The organism is Streptomyces sp. GbtcB6 (assembly GCF_019091475.1).
GTDB lineage: Bacteria > Actinomycetota > Actinomycetes > Streptomycetales > Streptomycetaceae > Streptomyces > Streptomyces hyaluromycini.
The window spans coordinates 124,100-139,179 of the sequence record NZ_JAGXJL010000011.1 but is presented as its reverse complement, the minus strand read 5'-3'; the positions used below and the strand labels follow the sequence as shown (position 1 = coordinate 139,179).

13 protein-coding genes are annotated in these 15,080 nt (G+C 71.1%); 8 read left to right on the top strand and 5 right to left on the bottom strand.

Annotated elements, in window-relative coordinates:
• Nucleotides 1-79: 79 nt before the first annotated feature.
• Nucleotides 80-1,243: a PP2C family protein-serine/threonine phosphatase gene (locus KVT45_RS20415; protein ID WP_217549455.1), complete on the bottom strand. Its 1,164-nt coding sequence runs from the start codon at nucleotides 1,241-1,243 to the stop codon at nucleotides 80-82.
• A 174-nt stretch (nucleotides 1,244-1,417) separates the two neighbouring features.
• On the opposite strand from KVT45_RS20415, the gene KVT45_RS20410 reads away from it, so the two are divergent.
• The gene (locus KVT45_RS20410; protein WP_217549453.1) at nucleotides 1,418-2,659 is read left to right on the top strand and encodes a GNAT family N-acetyltransferase; all 1,242 of its coding nucleotides are present in this window, start codon (nucleotides 1,418-1,420) and stop codon (nucleotides 2,657-2,659) included.
• A gap of 7 nt (nucleotides 2,660-2,666) precedes the next feature.
• On the opposite strand, the gene KVT45_RS20405 is transcribed toward KVT45_RS20410, so the two are convergent.
• Nucleotides 2,667-3,470, bottom strand: a complete 804-nt coding sequence (locus KVT45_RS20405) for an Fpg/Nei family DNA glycosylase (protein WP_217549451.1) — start codon at nucleotides 3,468-3,470, stop codon at nucleotides 2,667-2,669.
• A gap of 179 nt (nucleotides 3,471-3,649) precedes the next feature.
• Nucleotides 3,650-4,135, bottom strand: coding sequence for a ribose-5-phosphate isomerase (locus tag KVT45_RS20400; RefSeq protein WP_217549449.1), 486 nt, complete (start codon nucleotides 4,133-4,135; stop codon nucleotides 3,650-3,652).
• A gap of 205 nt (nucleotides 4,136-4,340) precedes the next feature.
• On the opposite strand from KVT45_RS20400, the gene KVT45_RS20395 reads away from it, so the two are divergent.
• Complete coding sequence (locus KVT45_RS20395; RefSeq protein ID WP_217549447.1) at nucleotides 4,341-5,774, top strand: amino acid permease; 1,434 nt, start codon at nucleotides 4,341-4,343, stop codon at nucleotides 5,772-5,774.
• Between the two features lie 3 nt (nucleotides 5,775-5,777).
• Here the strand turns inward: KVT45_RS20395 and KVT45_RS20390 are convergent, their stop codons facing one another.
• A complete protein-coding gene (locus tag KVT45_RS20390; protein WP_217549445.1) occupies nucleotides 5,778-7,502 on the bottom strand; it encodes a serine/threonine-protein kinase in 1,725 nt (574 codons plus the stop codon).
• A gap of 261 nt (nucleotides 7,503-7,763) precedes the next feature.
• On the opposite strand from KVT45_RS20390, the gene KVT45_RS20385 reads away from it, so the two are divergent.
• Entirely contained in the window at nucleotides 7,764-8,495 is a 732-nt protein-coding gene (locus tag KVT45_RS20385; RefSeq protein WP_217549443.1) for an LPXTG cell wall anchor domain-containing protein, read from the top strand.
• A gap of 65 nt (nucleotides 8,496-8,560) precedes the next feature.
• Here KVT45_RS20385 and KVT45_RS20380 read toward each other — a convergent pair whose 3' ends face one another.
• Nucleotides 8,561-9,145 carry a biotin transporter BioY gene (locus KVT45_RS20380; RefSeq protein ID WP_217549441.1) on the bottom strand — a complete coding sequence of 195 codons (585 nt, stop codon included), beginning with the start codon at nucleotides 9,143-9,145 and terminating at the stop codon, nucleotides 8,561-8,563.
• 440 nt (nucleotides 9,146-9,585) lie between these two features.
• Here KVT45_RS20380 and KVT45_RS20375 point away from each other — a divergent pair, with 440 nt between their 5' ends.
• From KVT45_RS20375 to KVT45_RS20355, 5 genes are all read left to right on the top strand, one after another.
• Nucleotides 9,586-10,818 (top strand): ROK family protein, encoded by a 1,233-nt coding sequence (locus KVT45_RS20375; protein WP_217549439.1) that lies wholly within the window; start codon nucleotides 9,586-9,588, stop codon nucleotides 10,816-10,818.
• A gap of 195 nt (nucleotides 10,819-11,013) precedes the next feature.
• On the top strand, nucleotides 11,014-12,081 hold the full coding sequence (locus tag KVT45_RS20370) for an ABC transporter substrate-binding protein (protein ID WP_217549438.1): 1,068 nt from the start codon (nucleotides 11,014-11,016) through the stop codon (nucleotides 12,079-12,081).
• Nucleotides 12,078-12,920 carry an ABC transporter permease gene (locus tag KVT45_RS20365; protein ID WP_217549436.1) on the top strand — a complete coding sequence of 281 codons (843 nt, stop codon included), beginning with the start codon at nucleotides 12,078-12,080 and terminating at the stop codon, nucleotides 12,918-12,920. The genes KVT45_RS20370 and KVT45_RS20365 overlap by 4 nt, the downstream gene beginning before the upstream one ends.
• A complete protein-coding gene (locus tag KVT45_RS20360; RefSeq protein ID WP_217549434.1) occupies nucleotides 12,896-13,609 on the top strand; it encodes an ABC transporter ATP-binding protein in 714 nt (237 codons plus the stop codon). The genes KVT45_RS20365 and KVT45_RS20360 overlap by 25 nt, the downstream gene beginning before the upstream one ends.
• A gap of 125 nt (nucleotides 13,610-13,734) precedes the next feature.
• Nucleotides 13,735-15,075 carry an LLM class flavin-dependent oxidoreductase gene (locus KVT45_RS20355; RefSeq protein WP_217549432.1) on the top strand — a complete coding sequence of 447 codons (1,341 nt, stop codon included), beginning with the start codon at nucleotides 13,735-13,737 and terminating at the stop codon, nucleotides 15,073-15,075.
• Nucleotides 15,076-15,080 lie beyond the last annotated feature (5 nt).

Genomic DNA, 15,080 nt, shown 5'->3' with positions numbered 1-15,080 from the left:
CGCGGCCAGCCCCCACGCACCCGCACCCGCCCACCGGCCCGCAGCCGCACCTGCTCCGCCGCCGCCCACCAAGCCGCGCTCACCTCGCCGCCTCCCGGCAGATCAGCAGGAGTGCCCTGTCGTCGTTGACGTCCTTCGCCACCGCCTCGATCAGGTGCCAGGCCGCGCCGTGGAAGCCGCCGGCCACATAGCGGTCCGCTTCTCCCGTGAGGCGGTCCATGCCTTCCATGATGTCGCGTTCGGACGTCTCCACCAGGCCGTCCGTGAAGATCATCAGGACGTCGCCGGGGCGCAGGGAGCCCTTCACCGGGTCGAACTGCGCGCCGTCGTACACGCCGAGGAGAGGGCCTTCGGCGGCCTTCTCCTCCCAGCGGCCGCTGCCGGCGCTGAGCTGGAGACCGGGCGGGTGGCCCGCGGAGTACAGCTCGTAGTCGCCGGAGTCGAGGTCCAGGACCAGGTGTATGGAGGTCGCGAAGCCCTCGTCCCAGTCCTGGCGGAGGAGGTAGCCGTTGGCGGCGGGGAGGAAGGCATGCGGCGGTAGGGAGCCGAGGAGGCCGCCGAAGGCGCCGGAGAGGAGCAGGGCGCGGGACGCCGCGTCCATGCCCTTGCCGGAGACGTCGGTGAGGACGACCTCCATGGTGCGGCCGTTGTTCGTGCGGGCCGCGACCACGAAGTCGCCGGAGAAGGACTGGCCGCCGGCCGGCCGCAGGGCCATCTCGCGGTGCCAGCCCGGCGGCAGCTTCGGCAGCTTGCTCTGCACCCGGATGCGTTCGCGCAGGTCGAAGAGCATGGTGCCGCCGCGCCGCCAGGGCACGCCGACCCGGCTGCGGAACTGGGCGGTGAGCAGACCGAAGAAACCGCAGGCGGCCACGACGAGGACCACGCCCGGGGTGACCCGGGAGGGGCCCTCCGTGTAGGGGCCGAGCCGTACCGACTCCACGATCAGGGCGGTGGCCGCCGCCGCGTACAGACCGAGCAGGCTCGCCGGGCGCAGCAGCAGGCCGCCCGCGATGATCGGCAGGACCAGCGCGGCCGGGGAGAACCAGACCGAGTTGGCGAGGGTCATGGCCGCGAGGACCGGGACGGTCAGGAGCAGCCCGATCAGCGCGATCCAGTCGGAGCCGTCGCCGCGGAAGTAGTCCACGGCGCTTCTGCGCACGCCGACGCGGGCCCGGTGCCACTGCACTTTCCACCGGGCCGGGAACGTCTCGGCCTTCGCGCGCCGCTCTCGGTCTACTGCCATTAGTTCGGGACCCTATCCATCAGACCAGCTGCTTGGCACGGGAGGTCCCACTTGTCCCCCGTCCGAGGCTCGCCTTCGGGTGCGACTTCACAGTGAACTTCACCGGAAGCCCTCACGTCGCCGTCCGGGAGAAATTCGCTGGCTCGTCCCGCAATGCCCTGGTAGGCATGGCTCATGGCGAGCGAGCGTGCGACCGAGTTGAAGGTGCTGCGTCCCGAGGAGTTCGACGGGTGGTGGGACCACCTGATCCGGGCCTTCGGTGCCGGTCCGGCATCGGCCGAGGAGCGTGCGCTGGACCGGTCCCTGACGGAGTCCGAGCGTGCGCTGGCCGTCTGGGACGGGGACGAACTCGTGGGTACGACCGGGGCGTTCCGGTTCCGGATGACCGTGCCGGGCGGTGCCGTGCTGCCCACCGCGGGGATCACCATGGTGAGCGTGGCCGCGACGCACCGGCGGCGCGGGGTGCTGACGTCGATGATGCGCCGCCAGCTGGACGACGTACGGGAGTGGGGCGAGCCGCTGGCCGCGCTCACCGCCTCCGAACCGGCGATCTACGGCCGCTTCGGGTACGGCGCCGCGACCTTCCAGCTGCAGGCCGAGATCGACACCGGCCGGGTGACGCTGGACGTGCCGGCCGGCACCGGTGACGTACGGCTGCGGTACGCCGACCCGGCCGGGGTGCTCGACGCGTGCGAGGCGGTCTACGCGGAGCTGGTGCCGCTGCGGCCCGGGATGCTGACCCGGCAGCCGGGCTGGGAGCGGGCGGGGCTGCTGGACCCGGAGAGCGTGCGGGACGGGGCGTCGGCGCTGCAGTGCGTGGTCGCCGAGCGGGACGGGAAGGTCACCGGGTTCGCCCGGTTCCGTACGAAGCTGGGCTGGTCGCCGAGCGGGCACGACGGCACGGTGTCGCTGGTGGACCTCGCCGCGCTCGATCCGGCGAGCGACGCGGCGCTGTGGCGGTTCCTGTTCGGCATCGACCTGATGTCGAAGCTGACGGTACGGGGGCGGCCGGCCGACGACGCCTGGCAGTACCTGGTCTCCGACATCCGGCGCTGTCTGACGCGGGTGCGGGACATGGGGTACGTCCGTCTCGTCGACGTCGGTGCGGCGCTCGCGGCGCGCACCTATCAGACGCCGGTGGACGTGGTGCTGGAGGTGGCGGACGCCTTCTGCCCCTGGAACGCGGGCCGTTGGCGGCTGACCGGGGACACCAAGGGGGCGTCCTGCGAGCGTACGACGGACGCGGCCGAGCTGACGCTGTCGGTACGGGAGTTGGGGGCGGCGTACCTCGGTGGCGTGTCCCTGCTGTCGCTGGCGCGGGCCGGGCGGGTGGGCGAACTGCGGCCGGGGGCGCTGGCGGAGACTTCGGTGGCGTTCGGGTCACCGGTGCTGCCGTGGCTGCCGCACGGGTTCTAGCGCGCGCTCAGCGTTTCTGGCAGGTGGGGCACCAGAAGAGGTTGCGGGCGGCGAGGTCGGCGGTGCGGATCCCGGTGCCGCAGAGGTGGCAGGGCAAGGTGGCCCGGCGGTAGACGTACACCTCGCCGCCGTGGTCGTCCACGCGCGGCGGGCGGCCCATCGCCTCCGGGGTGTGCTCGGGCCGGACGGTGTCGATGCGGTTGTTCCGGACGCCCTCGTGCATCAGGTCGACGAGGTCGCTCCAGACGGCGTCCCACTCGGCGGGGGTGATGTCCCTGCCCGCGCGGTACGGGTCGATCCGGTGCCGGAACAGGACCTCGGCGCGGTAGACGTTGCCGACACCGGCGATGACCTTCTGGTCCATCAGCAGGGCGGCGATCGTCGTACGGCTGCGGGAGATCCTGCGGTACGCCGCGTCCGGGTCGGCGTCGTCGCGGAGCGGATCGGGGCCGAGGCGGGCGTGTACGGCGTTCTTCTCGTCGTCGGTGATCAGGGCGCAGGTGGTGGGGCCGCGCAGGTCGACGTAGGCGGTGGGGTCGGCCAGGCGGAGGCGGACGGTGTCGGTGGCCGGGGGCGCGGGGGCGTCGCCGAAGGCGACCTTGCCGAAGAGGCCGAGATGGATGTGGACCCAGTCGCTGTCGCGGAAGCCGAGGAAGAGGTGCTTGCCGTGGGCCTCGGTGCGGGTGAGGTGGGCGCCGTCGATCAACGCGGCGGCGTCGGAGAACTTGCCCTGCGGGCTGGTGACCCGTACGGGTCCGGTGAGCCGACGGTAGTCCAGCGCGAGCCGGTGGATCGTGTGCCCTTCTGGCACTGAGGTGATTCCTTTCCCACCCACCCACCCGACTCGGTCAGTGGAGAGGTGAACGTTGCAGCGCCCCGTAAGGGGCGCGGGGAACTGCGCGACCAGCCCCCCGCGCGCGGCCGAACGCCTGCCGCCCGCCCCCTGCCGCGCCTCTCGGGCGGCCGAGTCCGGCGGGTGGGTGGGCGACGCTACGGCTGGGGGTGGTGCGCCGGGATCGGCGGGAGGTCGCCCGTCGTCTCGTACTCCGTCAGCATGTCGATGCGGCGGATGTGCCGCTCGCCCTCGGAGAACGGCGTGTTCAGGAAGGTCTCGACGAACTTCGTCGCCTCCTCCTGCGTGTGCATGCGCCCGCCCACCGCCACGACGTTCGCGTTGTTGTGCTGCCGGCCGAGCGACGCTGTCTCCTCGCTCCAGGCGAGCGCCGCCCGCACGCCCTTCACCTTGTTCGCGGCGATCTGCTCGCCGTTGCCGGAGCCGCCGATCACGATGCCGAGGGACTCGGGGTCGGCCGCCGTCCGCTCGGCCGCGCGAAGGCAGAAGGGCGGGTAGTCGTCGTCGGCGTCGTAGATGTGGGGGCCGCAGTCGACGGGGTCGTGGCCCGCCGCCTTCAGCCACTCGACGAGGTGGTTCTTGAGTTCGAAGCCCGCATGGTCGGAGCCGAGATACACGCGCATGTGATGAGTGTGACATGGGTGTGAACGCACGGCAGGGGCGGGGCCGATGCCCGGAAATTGTGAGCAACACTACAGAACCTCAGGAAAACCTCAAGTAACGATCTGGATTCAAAGGTTCAGGAATCAGTCCACCTCAGATTCACTGGACCAACTCGTACGCCGCTCGTACGAGAGCCCGCTCACCCGGCGCAAAGGAATTCCCCCCATGACTGGCAACGGTCCCCAAGACGGCCTCCACGCAGGACTCAAGAACCGCCACCTGTCGATGATCGCCATCGGCGGCGTCATCGGCGCCGGCCTCTTCGTCGGCTCCAGTACCGGCATCGCCACCGCAGGCCCCGGCATCCTGCTGTCGTACGCACTCGTCGGCACGCTCGTGGTGCTGGTGATGCGGATGCTCGGCGAGATGTCCGCCGCGAACCCGACCTCCGGATCGTTCTCCGCACACGCGGACCGCGCGCTCGGCCGCTGGGCCGGGTTCTCCATCGGCTGGCTGTACTGGTTCTTCTGGGTGGTGGTCCTGGCGGTCGAGGCCACCGCCGGTGCCACGATCCTGGAAGGCTGGATCCCGGCCGTACCGCAGTGGGGCTGGGCGCTCATCGTGATGGCGGTGCTCACCGCCACCAACCTGGTCTCCGTCGGCTCCTACGGCGAGTTCGAGTTCTGGTTCGCCGGCATCAAGGTCGTCGCGATCGGCGCGTTCATCGTCGTCGGCCTGCTGGCGGTGCTCGGCGTGCTGCCCGGCGCGCACACCGACAAGGCGGGCTTCTCCAACCTCACCGGCCACGGCGGTTTCCTGCCGCACGGCCCCGGCGCCATCCTCACCGGCGTCCTGCTCGTCGTCTTCTCCTTCATGGGCAGCGAGATCGCCACCCTGGCCGCGGGTGAGTCGGAGGACCCGCAGCGCGCGGTCACCAAGTCCACCAACAGCATCATCTGGCGGATCGGCGTCTTCTACCTCGGCTCGATCCTCATCGTGGTCTCGCTGCTGCCGTGGAACGACCCGTCCATCAAGGAGAAGGGCTCGTACGTCGCCGCCCTCGACTCCCTCGGTATCGCGCACGCCGGTCAGATCATGAACGTCATCGTGCTGACGTCCGTGCTGTCCTGTCTCAACTCCGGCCTGTACACGGCCTCCCGGATGGCCTTCTCGCTCGGGCAGCGGGGCGACGCCCCGAAGGCGTTCGCGCGGACCACCGCCCGCGGTGTGCCGCTGGCCGCGATCGTCGCGTCCGTGCTGTTCGGGTTCGTCGCCGTCTTCTTCAACTACAAGTTCCCGGACTCCGTCTTCCTCTTCCTCGTCAACTCCAGTGGCGCGGTGGCCCTGTTCGTCTGGCTCGTCATCTGCTTCTCGCAGCTGCGCATGCGGAAGATCATCCAGGCCGAGGCGCCGGAGAAGCTCGTCGTGAAGATGTGGCTGTACCCGTACCTGACCTGGGCGACGGCCGGTCTGATCGTGTTCGTGCTGGGCTACATGCTGACCGACACGGAGGGCGAGAGCAGCGGTCGTACGACGGTGCTGCTCTCGCTGCTGGTCGCGGCGGCGGTGGTCGTGGTCGCCGTGGTGAAGCAGAAGGTGACCGGCGGCCGTACGGCCCAGTCGGTCGCCGAGCCCGCCGACAAGGTGTCCGTCGGCTGACCTTCACAGCAGGGTGAAGCTCTCCTTCACCTGCTCGTAGGTCCGCACGGCCTGGGCTTCGACCGCCGGCTGGTACCAGGTGTTGATCTGGTACGACTTGCCGTCGGCGTCGAAGCCCAGCAGCCGTGCGTGCCAGGGGGTGCCCCTGAGGGTGAAGGTGTACTCCCAGACCACCGCCGGGTAGCCGCGGAAGGTCGTCTCGGCCAGCCGGATCTTGGTGTAGTCCTGGCCCTGGTGGGCGCTGCGCTCGGAGGCGGTCCAGGTGTCCATGAGGTTGCCGCGGGCCAGCGAGGACTTGGCGACGAGTTCCTGGCTGCCGTCGGGGGAGGTGTAGTGGACCTCGGCGCCCGTCTTCACGTCCCTGCGCCAGCCGGTGGGCGGCGCCCAGGCGAAGCCGCCGGCCTCCTCGTGGGCGCCGGGTGGGAGTGAGCGGGGGCGGGCGGTGCCCTCGACTGTGGGCGCCGATGAAGTGGGCGTCGATGTCGAGGGGGTTGAGGAGTTACCGGTCGCCGATTTGCCTTCGCCGCCGCCTGTTGTGGTGGTGAGGAGGATGGCGAGGGCGGTGGCTACAGCTGCGGTTCCCAGTACGGCGAGGAGAGTTGTGCGTCGGGTGGCTTTACCTCGGTGGGTACGTGCGGGCTCGTCGTGGCTGGTCGCGCAGTTCCCCGCGCCCCTGACGGGGCGCTGCAGTTCGGGGCGTTCACGGGCGGGGCGTTCACTGTCGGGGCGCTCCAGTGTCGGGCCCGTCGAATTGCTCGACGGGGTTTCCGAGCGGACCTCCGCGCGGGGTTCCGAAGGGGTCTCTGTCGATGCGCTGACCGGTGGCGGCGGCTGCGGGCGTTCGTCCTCGGGTGCCGGGAGGTGCACCACGTACGCCGGGGTCGGGCGTTCCGCCGGACGCGGGGCCGGATACCTCTCCGTCGGGGTCTGGGCCGGGTACGCCACCGGGTGCAGTTCCCGCTCGACCTCCTCAAGCCCGGGCCGTACCGTCGGTTCCTTCTCCAGCAGTGCTGCCAGCAGATCGTGCAACGGGCCTGCGGTGGACGGGAGTTCGGGCTCCTCGTAGAGGACCGCGTGCAGGGTCGCCAGGGTGGTGTCGCGGGAGAAGGGGGAGCGGCCGTCGAGGGCCGCGCACAGGGTCGCGCCGAGCGACCAGAGGTCGGACGGCGGACCCTGCGGGCGGCCTGAGATCCGCTCGGGTGCCATGTAGTCGGGGGATCCGACGAGCATGCCGACCATGGTGAGCGCCTTGGCGTCCTGGATCGCCGCGATGCCGAAGTCGGTGAGGACGACCCGGCCGGCGGTGCTCTCGACAAGGACGTTCCCGGGTTTGATGTCGCGGTGCAGCACTCCCCCGGCGTGCACCTGGCGCAGCGCCGCCACCAGGCCGAGCCCGATGCGGGCCGCCGCGCGCGGGCTCAGTGCCCCCTCTTCGGCCATGATCCACTCCAGTGAGCGGCCGTTGACCAGCTCCATGACGATCCACAGGCGTTCGCCCTCGTCGACGACGTCGTAGACCCGTACGACGTTGGGGTGGTCGATCCGGGCGGTGGCCCTGGCCTCGCGCAGGGTGCGTTCGCGGCGGGTGCGGGCGTCCTCGGCGTCGAGGCCGTCGATCCGCATCTCCTTGACGGCGACCTGCCGGTCGAGCGTCTCGTCGGCGGCCCGCCACACCCGCCCCATTCCGCCCTGCCCGATGCTCTCGGCCAGCCGGTAGCGGCCGGTCACCAGCAGCCCGGGAACACCACCCTGCCCCGCGCTCTCCGGATTCCCCGAGTTCCCCGAGTTCCCCGAACTCTCTGGATTCTCTGGAATCTCCGAATTCCCTGAATTCCCCGGCAATTCGCTGCACCCCCTCAACGACCGCCCCTGCTGACACACAATGGTCACACTTACGGCCGTACCAGCATAGTGCGGAGAAATCTTGTGGTACCTCTTCAAGTGGCCGCGAATTCAGGCGCGGTCCAGGGGGTTGCAAGGGGGACGAACATGAGTTCTCGTCGTACGGCCCGGCGGCTGACCGTGGTCACGGGATCGCTGGTCACGGCATCTTTTTCGGCCGTGATGATCCTGCCGTTCACGGCCGTCGCCGATGACCAGGGACCGGGAAGCAGCAAGGGGGGAAAGGCGGTTGACCAGGCAGCGGACGGCGTGAAGCTGACGACCACGCTGCCCGAGAAGATCTCGGTCGACAACAGTTCGCAGAAAACGGCGATCACCGCCACCGTGAAGAACGAAGGGACCAAGGAAAGCGGCGACATCAGGCTTTTGGTGGTCGGTTTCGACGGCCTGAAGGTCACCGGCGTGCAAGGCTGCGACGCCGTCGCGGCAAAGGATCTGCCGGCCGGTTCGAACAGCGCGTTCAGCTGCCCCGTCGGCGCGCTCGGCGCGGGCAAGTCGAAGTCGTACGCCGTGGACGCCACGTTCGACCTCGGCAAGACCGGGAAGATCTGTCTGCCCGTGCAGAGCGCGGACGGGAAGAAGACGTTCTGGCAGCAGGGCCCGGTGCCGTTCGGTACGACGAACCCGTCGCCGAACGCCCCGGCCACCCCGCTGCTCCTCGGCACCGACAACAAGCCGGTGGGGCCGAGCGGCGACCAGCTGCCGAAGACCGGCGCGGGACGTGACGTGCTGCCGCTCGGCGCGGCCGGCGCGGCGCTGATCGCGGCCGGGGCGGCGGGCGTGTGGTGGTCGCAGCGACGGCCGCGGCAGCAGTCGTAGAACCCGGTACGACAGCGGGGCCCGGGGTGCCGATGCACCCCGGGCCCCGCTGCGGTCGGGCCGGGTCAGCGCTTGTCGACGAGCTTCCACGCCGCGGGCAGCGCGCCCATCGCCAGGACCGCCTTCACCGCGTCGCCGATCAGGAACGGGGTGAGGCCGGCGGCGATCGCCGCGGACGCCGACATGCCGGCGGCGTAGGCCAGGTACGGCACGCCGATCGCGTAGATGATCGCCTCGCCGAGCAGCATCGTGCCCGCCATGCGCAGCACGCCGCGGTCGGCGCCGCGCCGGGCCAGGGCGCCGACGACGGCGGAGGCGAGCATCATGCCGAGGATGTAGCCGAAGGAGACGGAGACGCCGGAGGTGCCGCTCGCGAACCACGGCACACCCGCGAGGCCGGCCAGCGCGTACAGGGCGAGGGAGAGCAGGCCGCGGCGGGCGCCGAGGGCGGTGCCGACGAGCAGGGCCGCGAAGGTCTGGCCGGTCACCGGGACCGGGGAGCCGGGCACGGGGACGGCGATCTGGGCGGCGAGACCGGTGAGCGCGGCGCCGCCGGCCACGAGGGCCACGTCGCGCACCCGGGACGCGGGCAGGAGGTCGGCGAGGACGGTGCCGGTGCGGGTCGACGCGGCGGCGGTGGCGGTGCTCATGGGGACTCCGCAGGTGGGGTGGGCGGACGGACAGGGACACCGTGACGCTATCCCGGCCCGTCTGAGCCGGACACGTCAGCGATCGACAAAGGCCGGAAGCGGCACTTGGTGGGCTTCCCACAAAGGATGTGGGTTACACGCGGTACGGGGTGACGCCGATCACTGAGGCCGGGATGTTTCAGTCACGTCAACGGCGTTCAACGGGCCTGTGGAGTTCCACCAATCGAATCCCAGCGGTCTGGTGGGATTCGAGGTTTCTGGCCTACGCTTCCGGACATGGTCGCCCAGTCCCGGAACTTCACGTCGCGTCGCTATGTCGACCTGCGACGCCAGGGGGCTGCCACCTGTCGCCGTACGCCCTGAGGCCGCGCGGCGGGAGACCGGTCCGGCGCGCCTCGACGTCCGAGACGTGTCGGCCCCGTTCCCGAGGACGGTTTCCCATGCCCCGTACCGCGGCACCCCCGCTCACCTCCGCACCCCGTGACCGGCGGCGGACCAGCGCCAGTGTGGTCCTGCGCTCGGTCCTTGAGCACGGGCCGGTCGCCCGCTCCACCATCGCCCGGCTGACCGGGCTGTCCCCGGCCTCCGTCACCGACTACTGCGCCCGGTTCACCGAACTCGGCCTGATCCGGGAGACCGAGGTACCGCAGCGCGTCAAGGGCGTGGGCCGGCCGCATGTCCCGGTCGACCTGGACGAGTCGCGGTTCGTGGTCGGCGGGGTGCACGTGGCCGTGCCGTACACCACGGTCGCGCTGCTCGATCTGCGCGGACGGGTCGTCGCACGGCGGGAGTTGAAGCACCATGGCACCGATCCGCACGGGGTGCTGGCGCGCGCCGCCGCGGGGCTGGCCGCGCTGCTCGGCGAGGTGCCCGGCAGCCGGCCGCTGGGCGTCGGGGTCGCCGTCGGCGGCTGGGTGGACCGGGACTCCGGAACCGTCGTCGAGCACCCGCTCCTCGGCTGGCGCGAGGTGCCGGTGCGGGAACTGCTCGGCGCGCACACCGGGCTGCCGGTCCATGTGGACGGGCACGCGCGGGCGCTGGTCAACGGCGAGCGGCTGTTCGGGCGGGCCCGGGGCAGCCGGAGCGTGCTGCACCTGTTCGTCGGGAACGTGGTCGACGCGGCCTTCGCCACCGGCGACGAGGTGCACCACGGCCCGCGCTCCCAGGCCGGCATGATCACCCATCTCCCGGTGCCGGGCGGCACCGAGCCCTGCGGCTGCGGACGCACCGGCTGCCTCCAGGTGGAGCTCAGCGAACGCACGCTGGTGCGGCGGGCCCGGGCGGCCGGGGTGACGGACGGCGCCAACCCGATGGACGTCCTCGCGGCGGCCGGGGCCGGCGACCCGGCGGCCGTACGGCTGCTGGTGGAGCGGGCGCGGCTGACCGGGCGGGCGGCGGCGCTGCTGCTCGACGTCCTCAACCCGGAGAGCGTGGTCGTCACCGAGGTCGGCGTGCTGTACCGCGAGGACTGTCTGCGCGCGCTGCGGGAGGCGGTCGGGACGGAGCGGGCGGCCGTGGTCGCGCCGACCAGTTTCGGGGCCTCGGTGCTGGCGGTTGCGGGCGGTTCGGTGGTCCTCGACGTGCTGTACCGGGACCCGCTGAGCGCCTCCTCCCCGACGGCTCCGGCGGCAGCTTCGGCAGCGGCTCCGGCCCTGTCACCAGAGCTTATTTAATTCAGAAACTCGGAATATTGACAGCCGTCGCGCACGGCAAGGAACATCCTGGTCATGACCTGTCGCACCCTCTGTTGCTGACGTCTTGACGCGCCCCGGGCGCGCATTTCCCTCTGCGTGAGATCTCTCTTTCCGGCCTTCTGTCGCCGGGAATTCGCCCTGCCTTTCTGCTGCTTTTCTCCCCGGAGCACTCCCATGCCTTCTGCGTCCTCTCCCGGCATCGACCGCCGGCTCTTCCTCACCTCGCTGCTCGGCGCCTCGGCGGCCGTGGCCGGGCTGAGCGGCTGCGCGGGCGGCAGTGCCGCCGCCGACACCGCGGGCGCCTCGACCGCTCCGCTGGCCGACAAGGTCCCGGCGGGCACCAGCCTGAAGATCGCCTCCTATCTGAACACCCAGCAGTTGCAGTTCAAGCTGGCGAAGCTGCCGGCACTGCCGTTCACGGTGTCCAGCTGGGTGAACATCGGGGCCGGTCCCGATGTCATCAACGCGTTCCGCGCCAAGTCCCTGGACCTTGCGAACAATGCGGGTATCCCGCCCATCCAGGCGCAGTACCAGGGGTTCGCCGCGAAGATCGTGGCGATCAACATCACCCGTAAGCCGAACTATCTGTTCGCCACAAAGCCCGGCAGCGACATCCGCACGGTCGCCGATTTCAAGGGCAAAAAGCTCGCCTTCTCGCAGGGGCAGGCCCAGGGTGTCGTGCTGCTGCGGGCGCTCAAGGAGGCCGGGCTCGCCTACGGCGACGTGAAACTGGTCCCGCTGACCAGCAACCAGTTCTTCACCGCCCTGCAGTCCGGCCAGGTGGACGTGGCCCCGCTCGCCAACACCCAGGCGCCGGCGTACATCCAGCAGTACGGCTCGAAGGGCGCGCACACCATCGCCACCGACGTCGTCGACCTGCTCAACCTGCTGTGGGCGCCGCAGGCGGTGCTGAACGACAAGGCCAAGGCGGCCGCGGTCGCCGCGTACATCCCGCAGTGGGCCAAGGGCCTGGTCTGGCAGTGGGAGAACCCGGACACCTGGAACGAGGAGTTCTACGTCAAGACCCAGAACCTGACCCTCGCCCAGGCCCAGGGCATCACCAAGCTCGCCAACAAGCCGCTGTTCCCGCCGAGTTGGGACGAGGCGGTCAAGTGGGAGCAGGAGACCGCGGACCTGCTGGCGGAGGGCGGGTTCGTGAAGAAGACCGACGTCTCCGGGCTCTTCGACCACCGCTTCGAGGGCATAGCCGCCGCGGCCGTACCGGCGGAGTACCGGAAATGACCGCCGTGACCACCGGCACGGTGCCGGTTCCCGTCGCGGAGGAGGCGCACCGGGTCCGGCCGCGCCGCCGGCTCTCCCCCGGCCGCCGGCTGCCCGCCGCCCGGCTGGCCGGCCCGCTCGTCGTCCTCGCCGCCTGGGCGATCGCCTCCGCCGCCGGGCAGCTCGACCCCGGCGCGATCCCGGCGCCCTGGACCGTCCTGGACACCGCCGTCCACCTGTGGACGGCCGGGACGCTGCGCACCGACATCCTGACCTCCGTGGAGCGGGCCGGGTACGGCTTCGCGATCGGCCTGACCGCAGGGGTGCTGCTGGCCCTGGCCGCCGGGCTCAGCCGCACCGGCGAGGCGCTGATCGACGGGACCGTGCAGATCAACCGGGCGATCCCCACCCTCGGCCTGATCCCGCTGTTCATCCTCTGGCTGGGCATCGGCGAGACCTTCAAGATCGCCATCATCGCGATCGTCGTCTACATCCCGATCTACCTGAACACGCATGCCGCGCTGTCCGCCATCGACAGCCGCTACGTCGAACTCGCCGAGGTGCTGGACCTGTCGAGGGTCCGGTTCATCCGGCAGATCGTGATCCCCGGCGCGCTGCCCGGATTCTTCGTGGGGCTCCGGCTCGGCGTCACCGGCTCCTGGCTCGGCCTGGTCGTCCTGGAGCAGATCAACGCCACCAGCGGCCTCGGCTACATGATGTTCCAGGCCCAGAACTACGGGCGCAGCGACATCATCCTCGTCGGTCTGCTGATCTACGGCGTCTTCGGCCTCGTCTCCGACACCGTGGTCCGTCTCATCGAACGGAGGGTGCTGTCGTGGCGCCGCACACTGAGCAGCTGACCCGCCCGGCCGTCCAACTCCGGGGCCTTACCCGGTCGTTCGGGGATCGTACGGTCCTCGAAGGCATCGATCTCGACGTGCCGGCCGGGCAGTTCACCGCCCTGCTCGGGCACAGCGGCTCCGGCAAGAGCACCCTGCTGCGGGCCGTCGCCGGACTCGACCACGGGGTCACCGGCAGCGGGCAGCTCACCGCCCCGGAACGGGTGTCGGTGGTCTTCCAGGACTCCCGGCTGCTGCCCTGGCGCCGGGTGCTGGACAACGTGGTGCTGGGCCTTGACGGCAAGGACGCCCACGAGAAGGGCCGTTCGGCGCTGACCGAGGTCGGCCTCGCGGGCCGCGAACGGGCCTGGCCTGGCGAGCTGTCCGGCGGCGAGGCACAGCGTGCCGCGCTCGCCCGGTCCCTGGTCCGCGAGCCCGAACTGCTCCTCGCCGACGAGCCGTTCGGCGCGCTGGACGCGCTCACCCGGATCAGGATGCACCACCTGCTGCGCGAGCTGTGGAAACGGCACCGCCCGTCCGTCCTGCTCGTCACCCACGACGTCGACGAGGCGATCGTCCTCGCCGACCGGGTGCTCGTCCTGGAGCACGGCCGGATCGGCCTCGACCTGACCATCGACCACGAGCACCCGCGCAGCGGGTATCGAAGCCGGCTGCTGGCGGCGCTGGGTGTCACGGAGGACGTCGCGTGACCCTCGGTTGCGGTGGCCGTCCCGGGGGCTGCCGCCCCCGGACCCCCGCTTCGGCCTGAACGGCCTCGTCCTCAATCGCCGGACGGGCTGAAAGTCGTCGGCGCTGACAAGACAAAGGACCTCGCATGACCCGCGCACTCCACCTCAACGCCTTCCTCATGACCACCGGCCACCACGAAGCCTCCTGGCGTCTCCCGGAGAGCGACCCCTACGCGCACGTCGACCTCGCGCACTACGTGCGGCTGGCCCGGACCGCCGAGCGCGGTACCTTCGACTCGCTCTTCCTCGCCGACGGGCCGCACCTGTGGGGCAGCGTCGCGCAACGCCCCGCCGGGGCCCTGGAACCGCTCACCCTGCTCACCGCGCTGGCCACGGCCACCGAGCACATCGGCCTGATCGCCACCGCCTCCACCTCCTACAACTCCCCCTACAACCTGGCCCGCAGGTTCGCCTCGCTGGACATCATCAGCGGCGGCCGGGCCGGCTGGAACATCGTCACCACGGCGGGGGCGGAGGCGGCCCGCAACTTCGGCATCGACGAGGAGCCCGCGCACGCCGAACGGTACGCGCGTGCCGCCGAGTTCCTCGACGTGGCCCTGAAGCTCTGGGACAGCTGGGAGGACGACGCGATCGTCGCCGACAAGGCGGCCGGTGTCTGGGGCGACGACGCGAAGATCCATCCGCCCCGGCACCGGGGCACGTACTTCGGTGTCGAGGGCGCCCTCAACGTGCCCCGCTCCCCGCAGGGTTACCCGCTGCTCGTGCAGGCGGGCTCCAGCGAGGACGGCAAGGCGTTCGCGGCCAGGTACGCGGAGGCGGTGTTCACCGCGCAGCAGACCATCGAGGAGGCGCGGGAGTTCTACGCCGACCTCAAGGCCCGGACGGTCGCGGCCGGCCGCGACCCCGACCACATCAAGGTGCTGCCCGGCATCGTCCCCGTCATCGGCTCGACCGAGGCCGAGGCGCGGGCGCACGAGCAGCTCCTGGAGGACCACATCGTGCACCGGCACGGCGTGGCCAATCTGGAACGGCTCCTTCATCTCCCCGCCGGAACCCTGGAGCTGGACGCCCGGCTGCCCGCCGAGCTGCCGCCCGAGGACGCCGTCGAGGGCGCCAAGAGCCGCTACACGCTGATCGTCGGGCTCGCCCGCCGTGAGCGGCTCACCGTACGGCAGCTGATCGGGCGGCTCGGCGGCGGCCGCGGGCATCTGACCTTCGCCGGGACCCCGGAGCAGGTCGCCGACGCGATCGAGACCTGGTTCACCCAGGGCGCCGCCGACGGCTTCAACATCATGCCGCCCGTACTGCCCTCCGGCCTGGAGGCCTTCGTCGACCACGTCGTCCCGATCCTGCGCGCCCGCGGCCTGCTGCGCACCGCCTACGGCCCGCGCCGGACCCTGCGGGAGCGCTACGGCCTCCCGCGCCCCGCCAACCAGTACGTCACTCCCGCACTCGCCACCCTCTGAAAGGA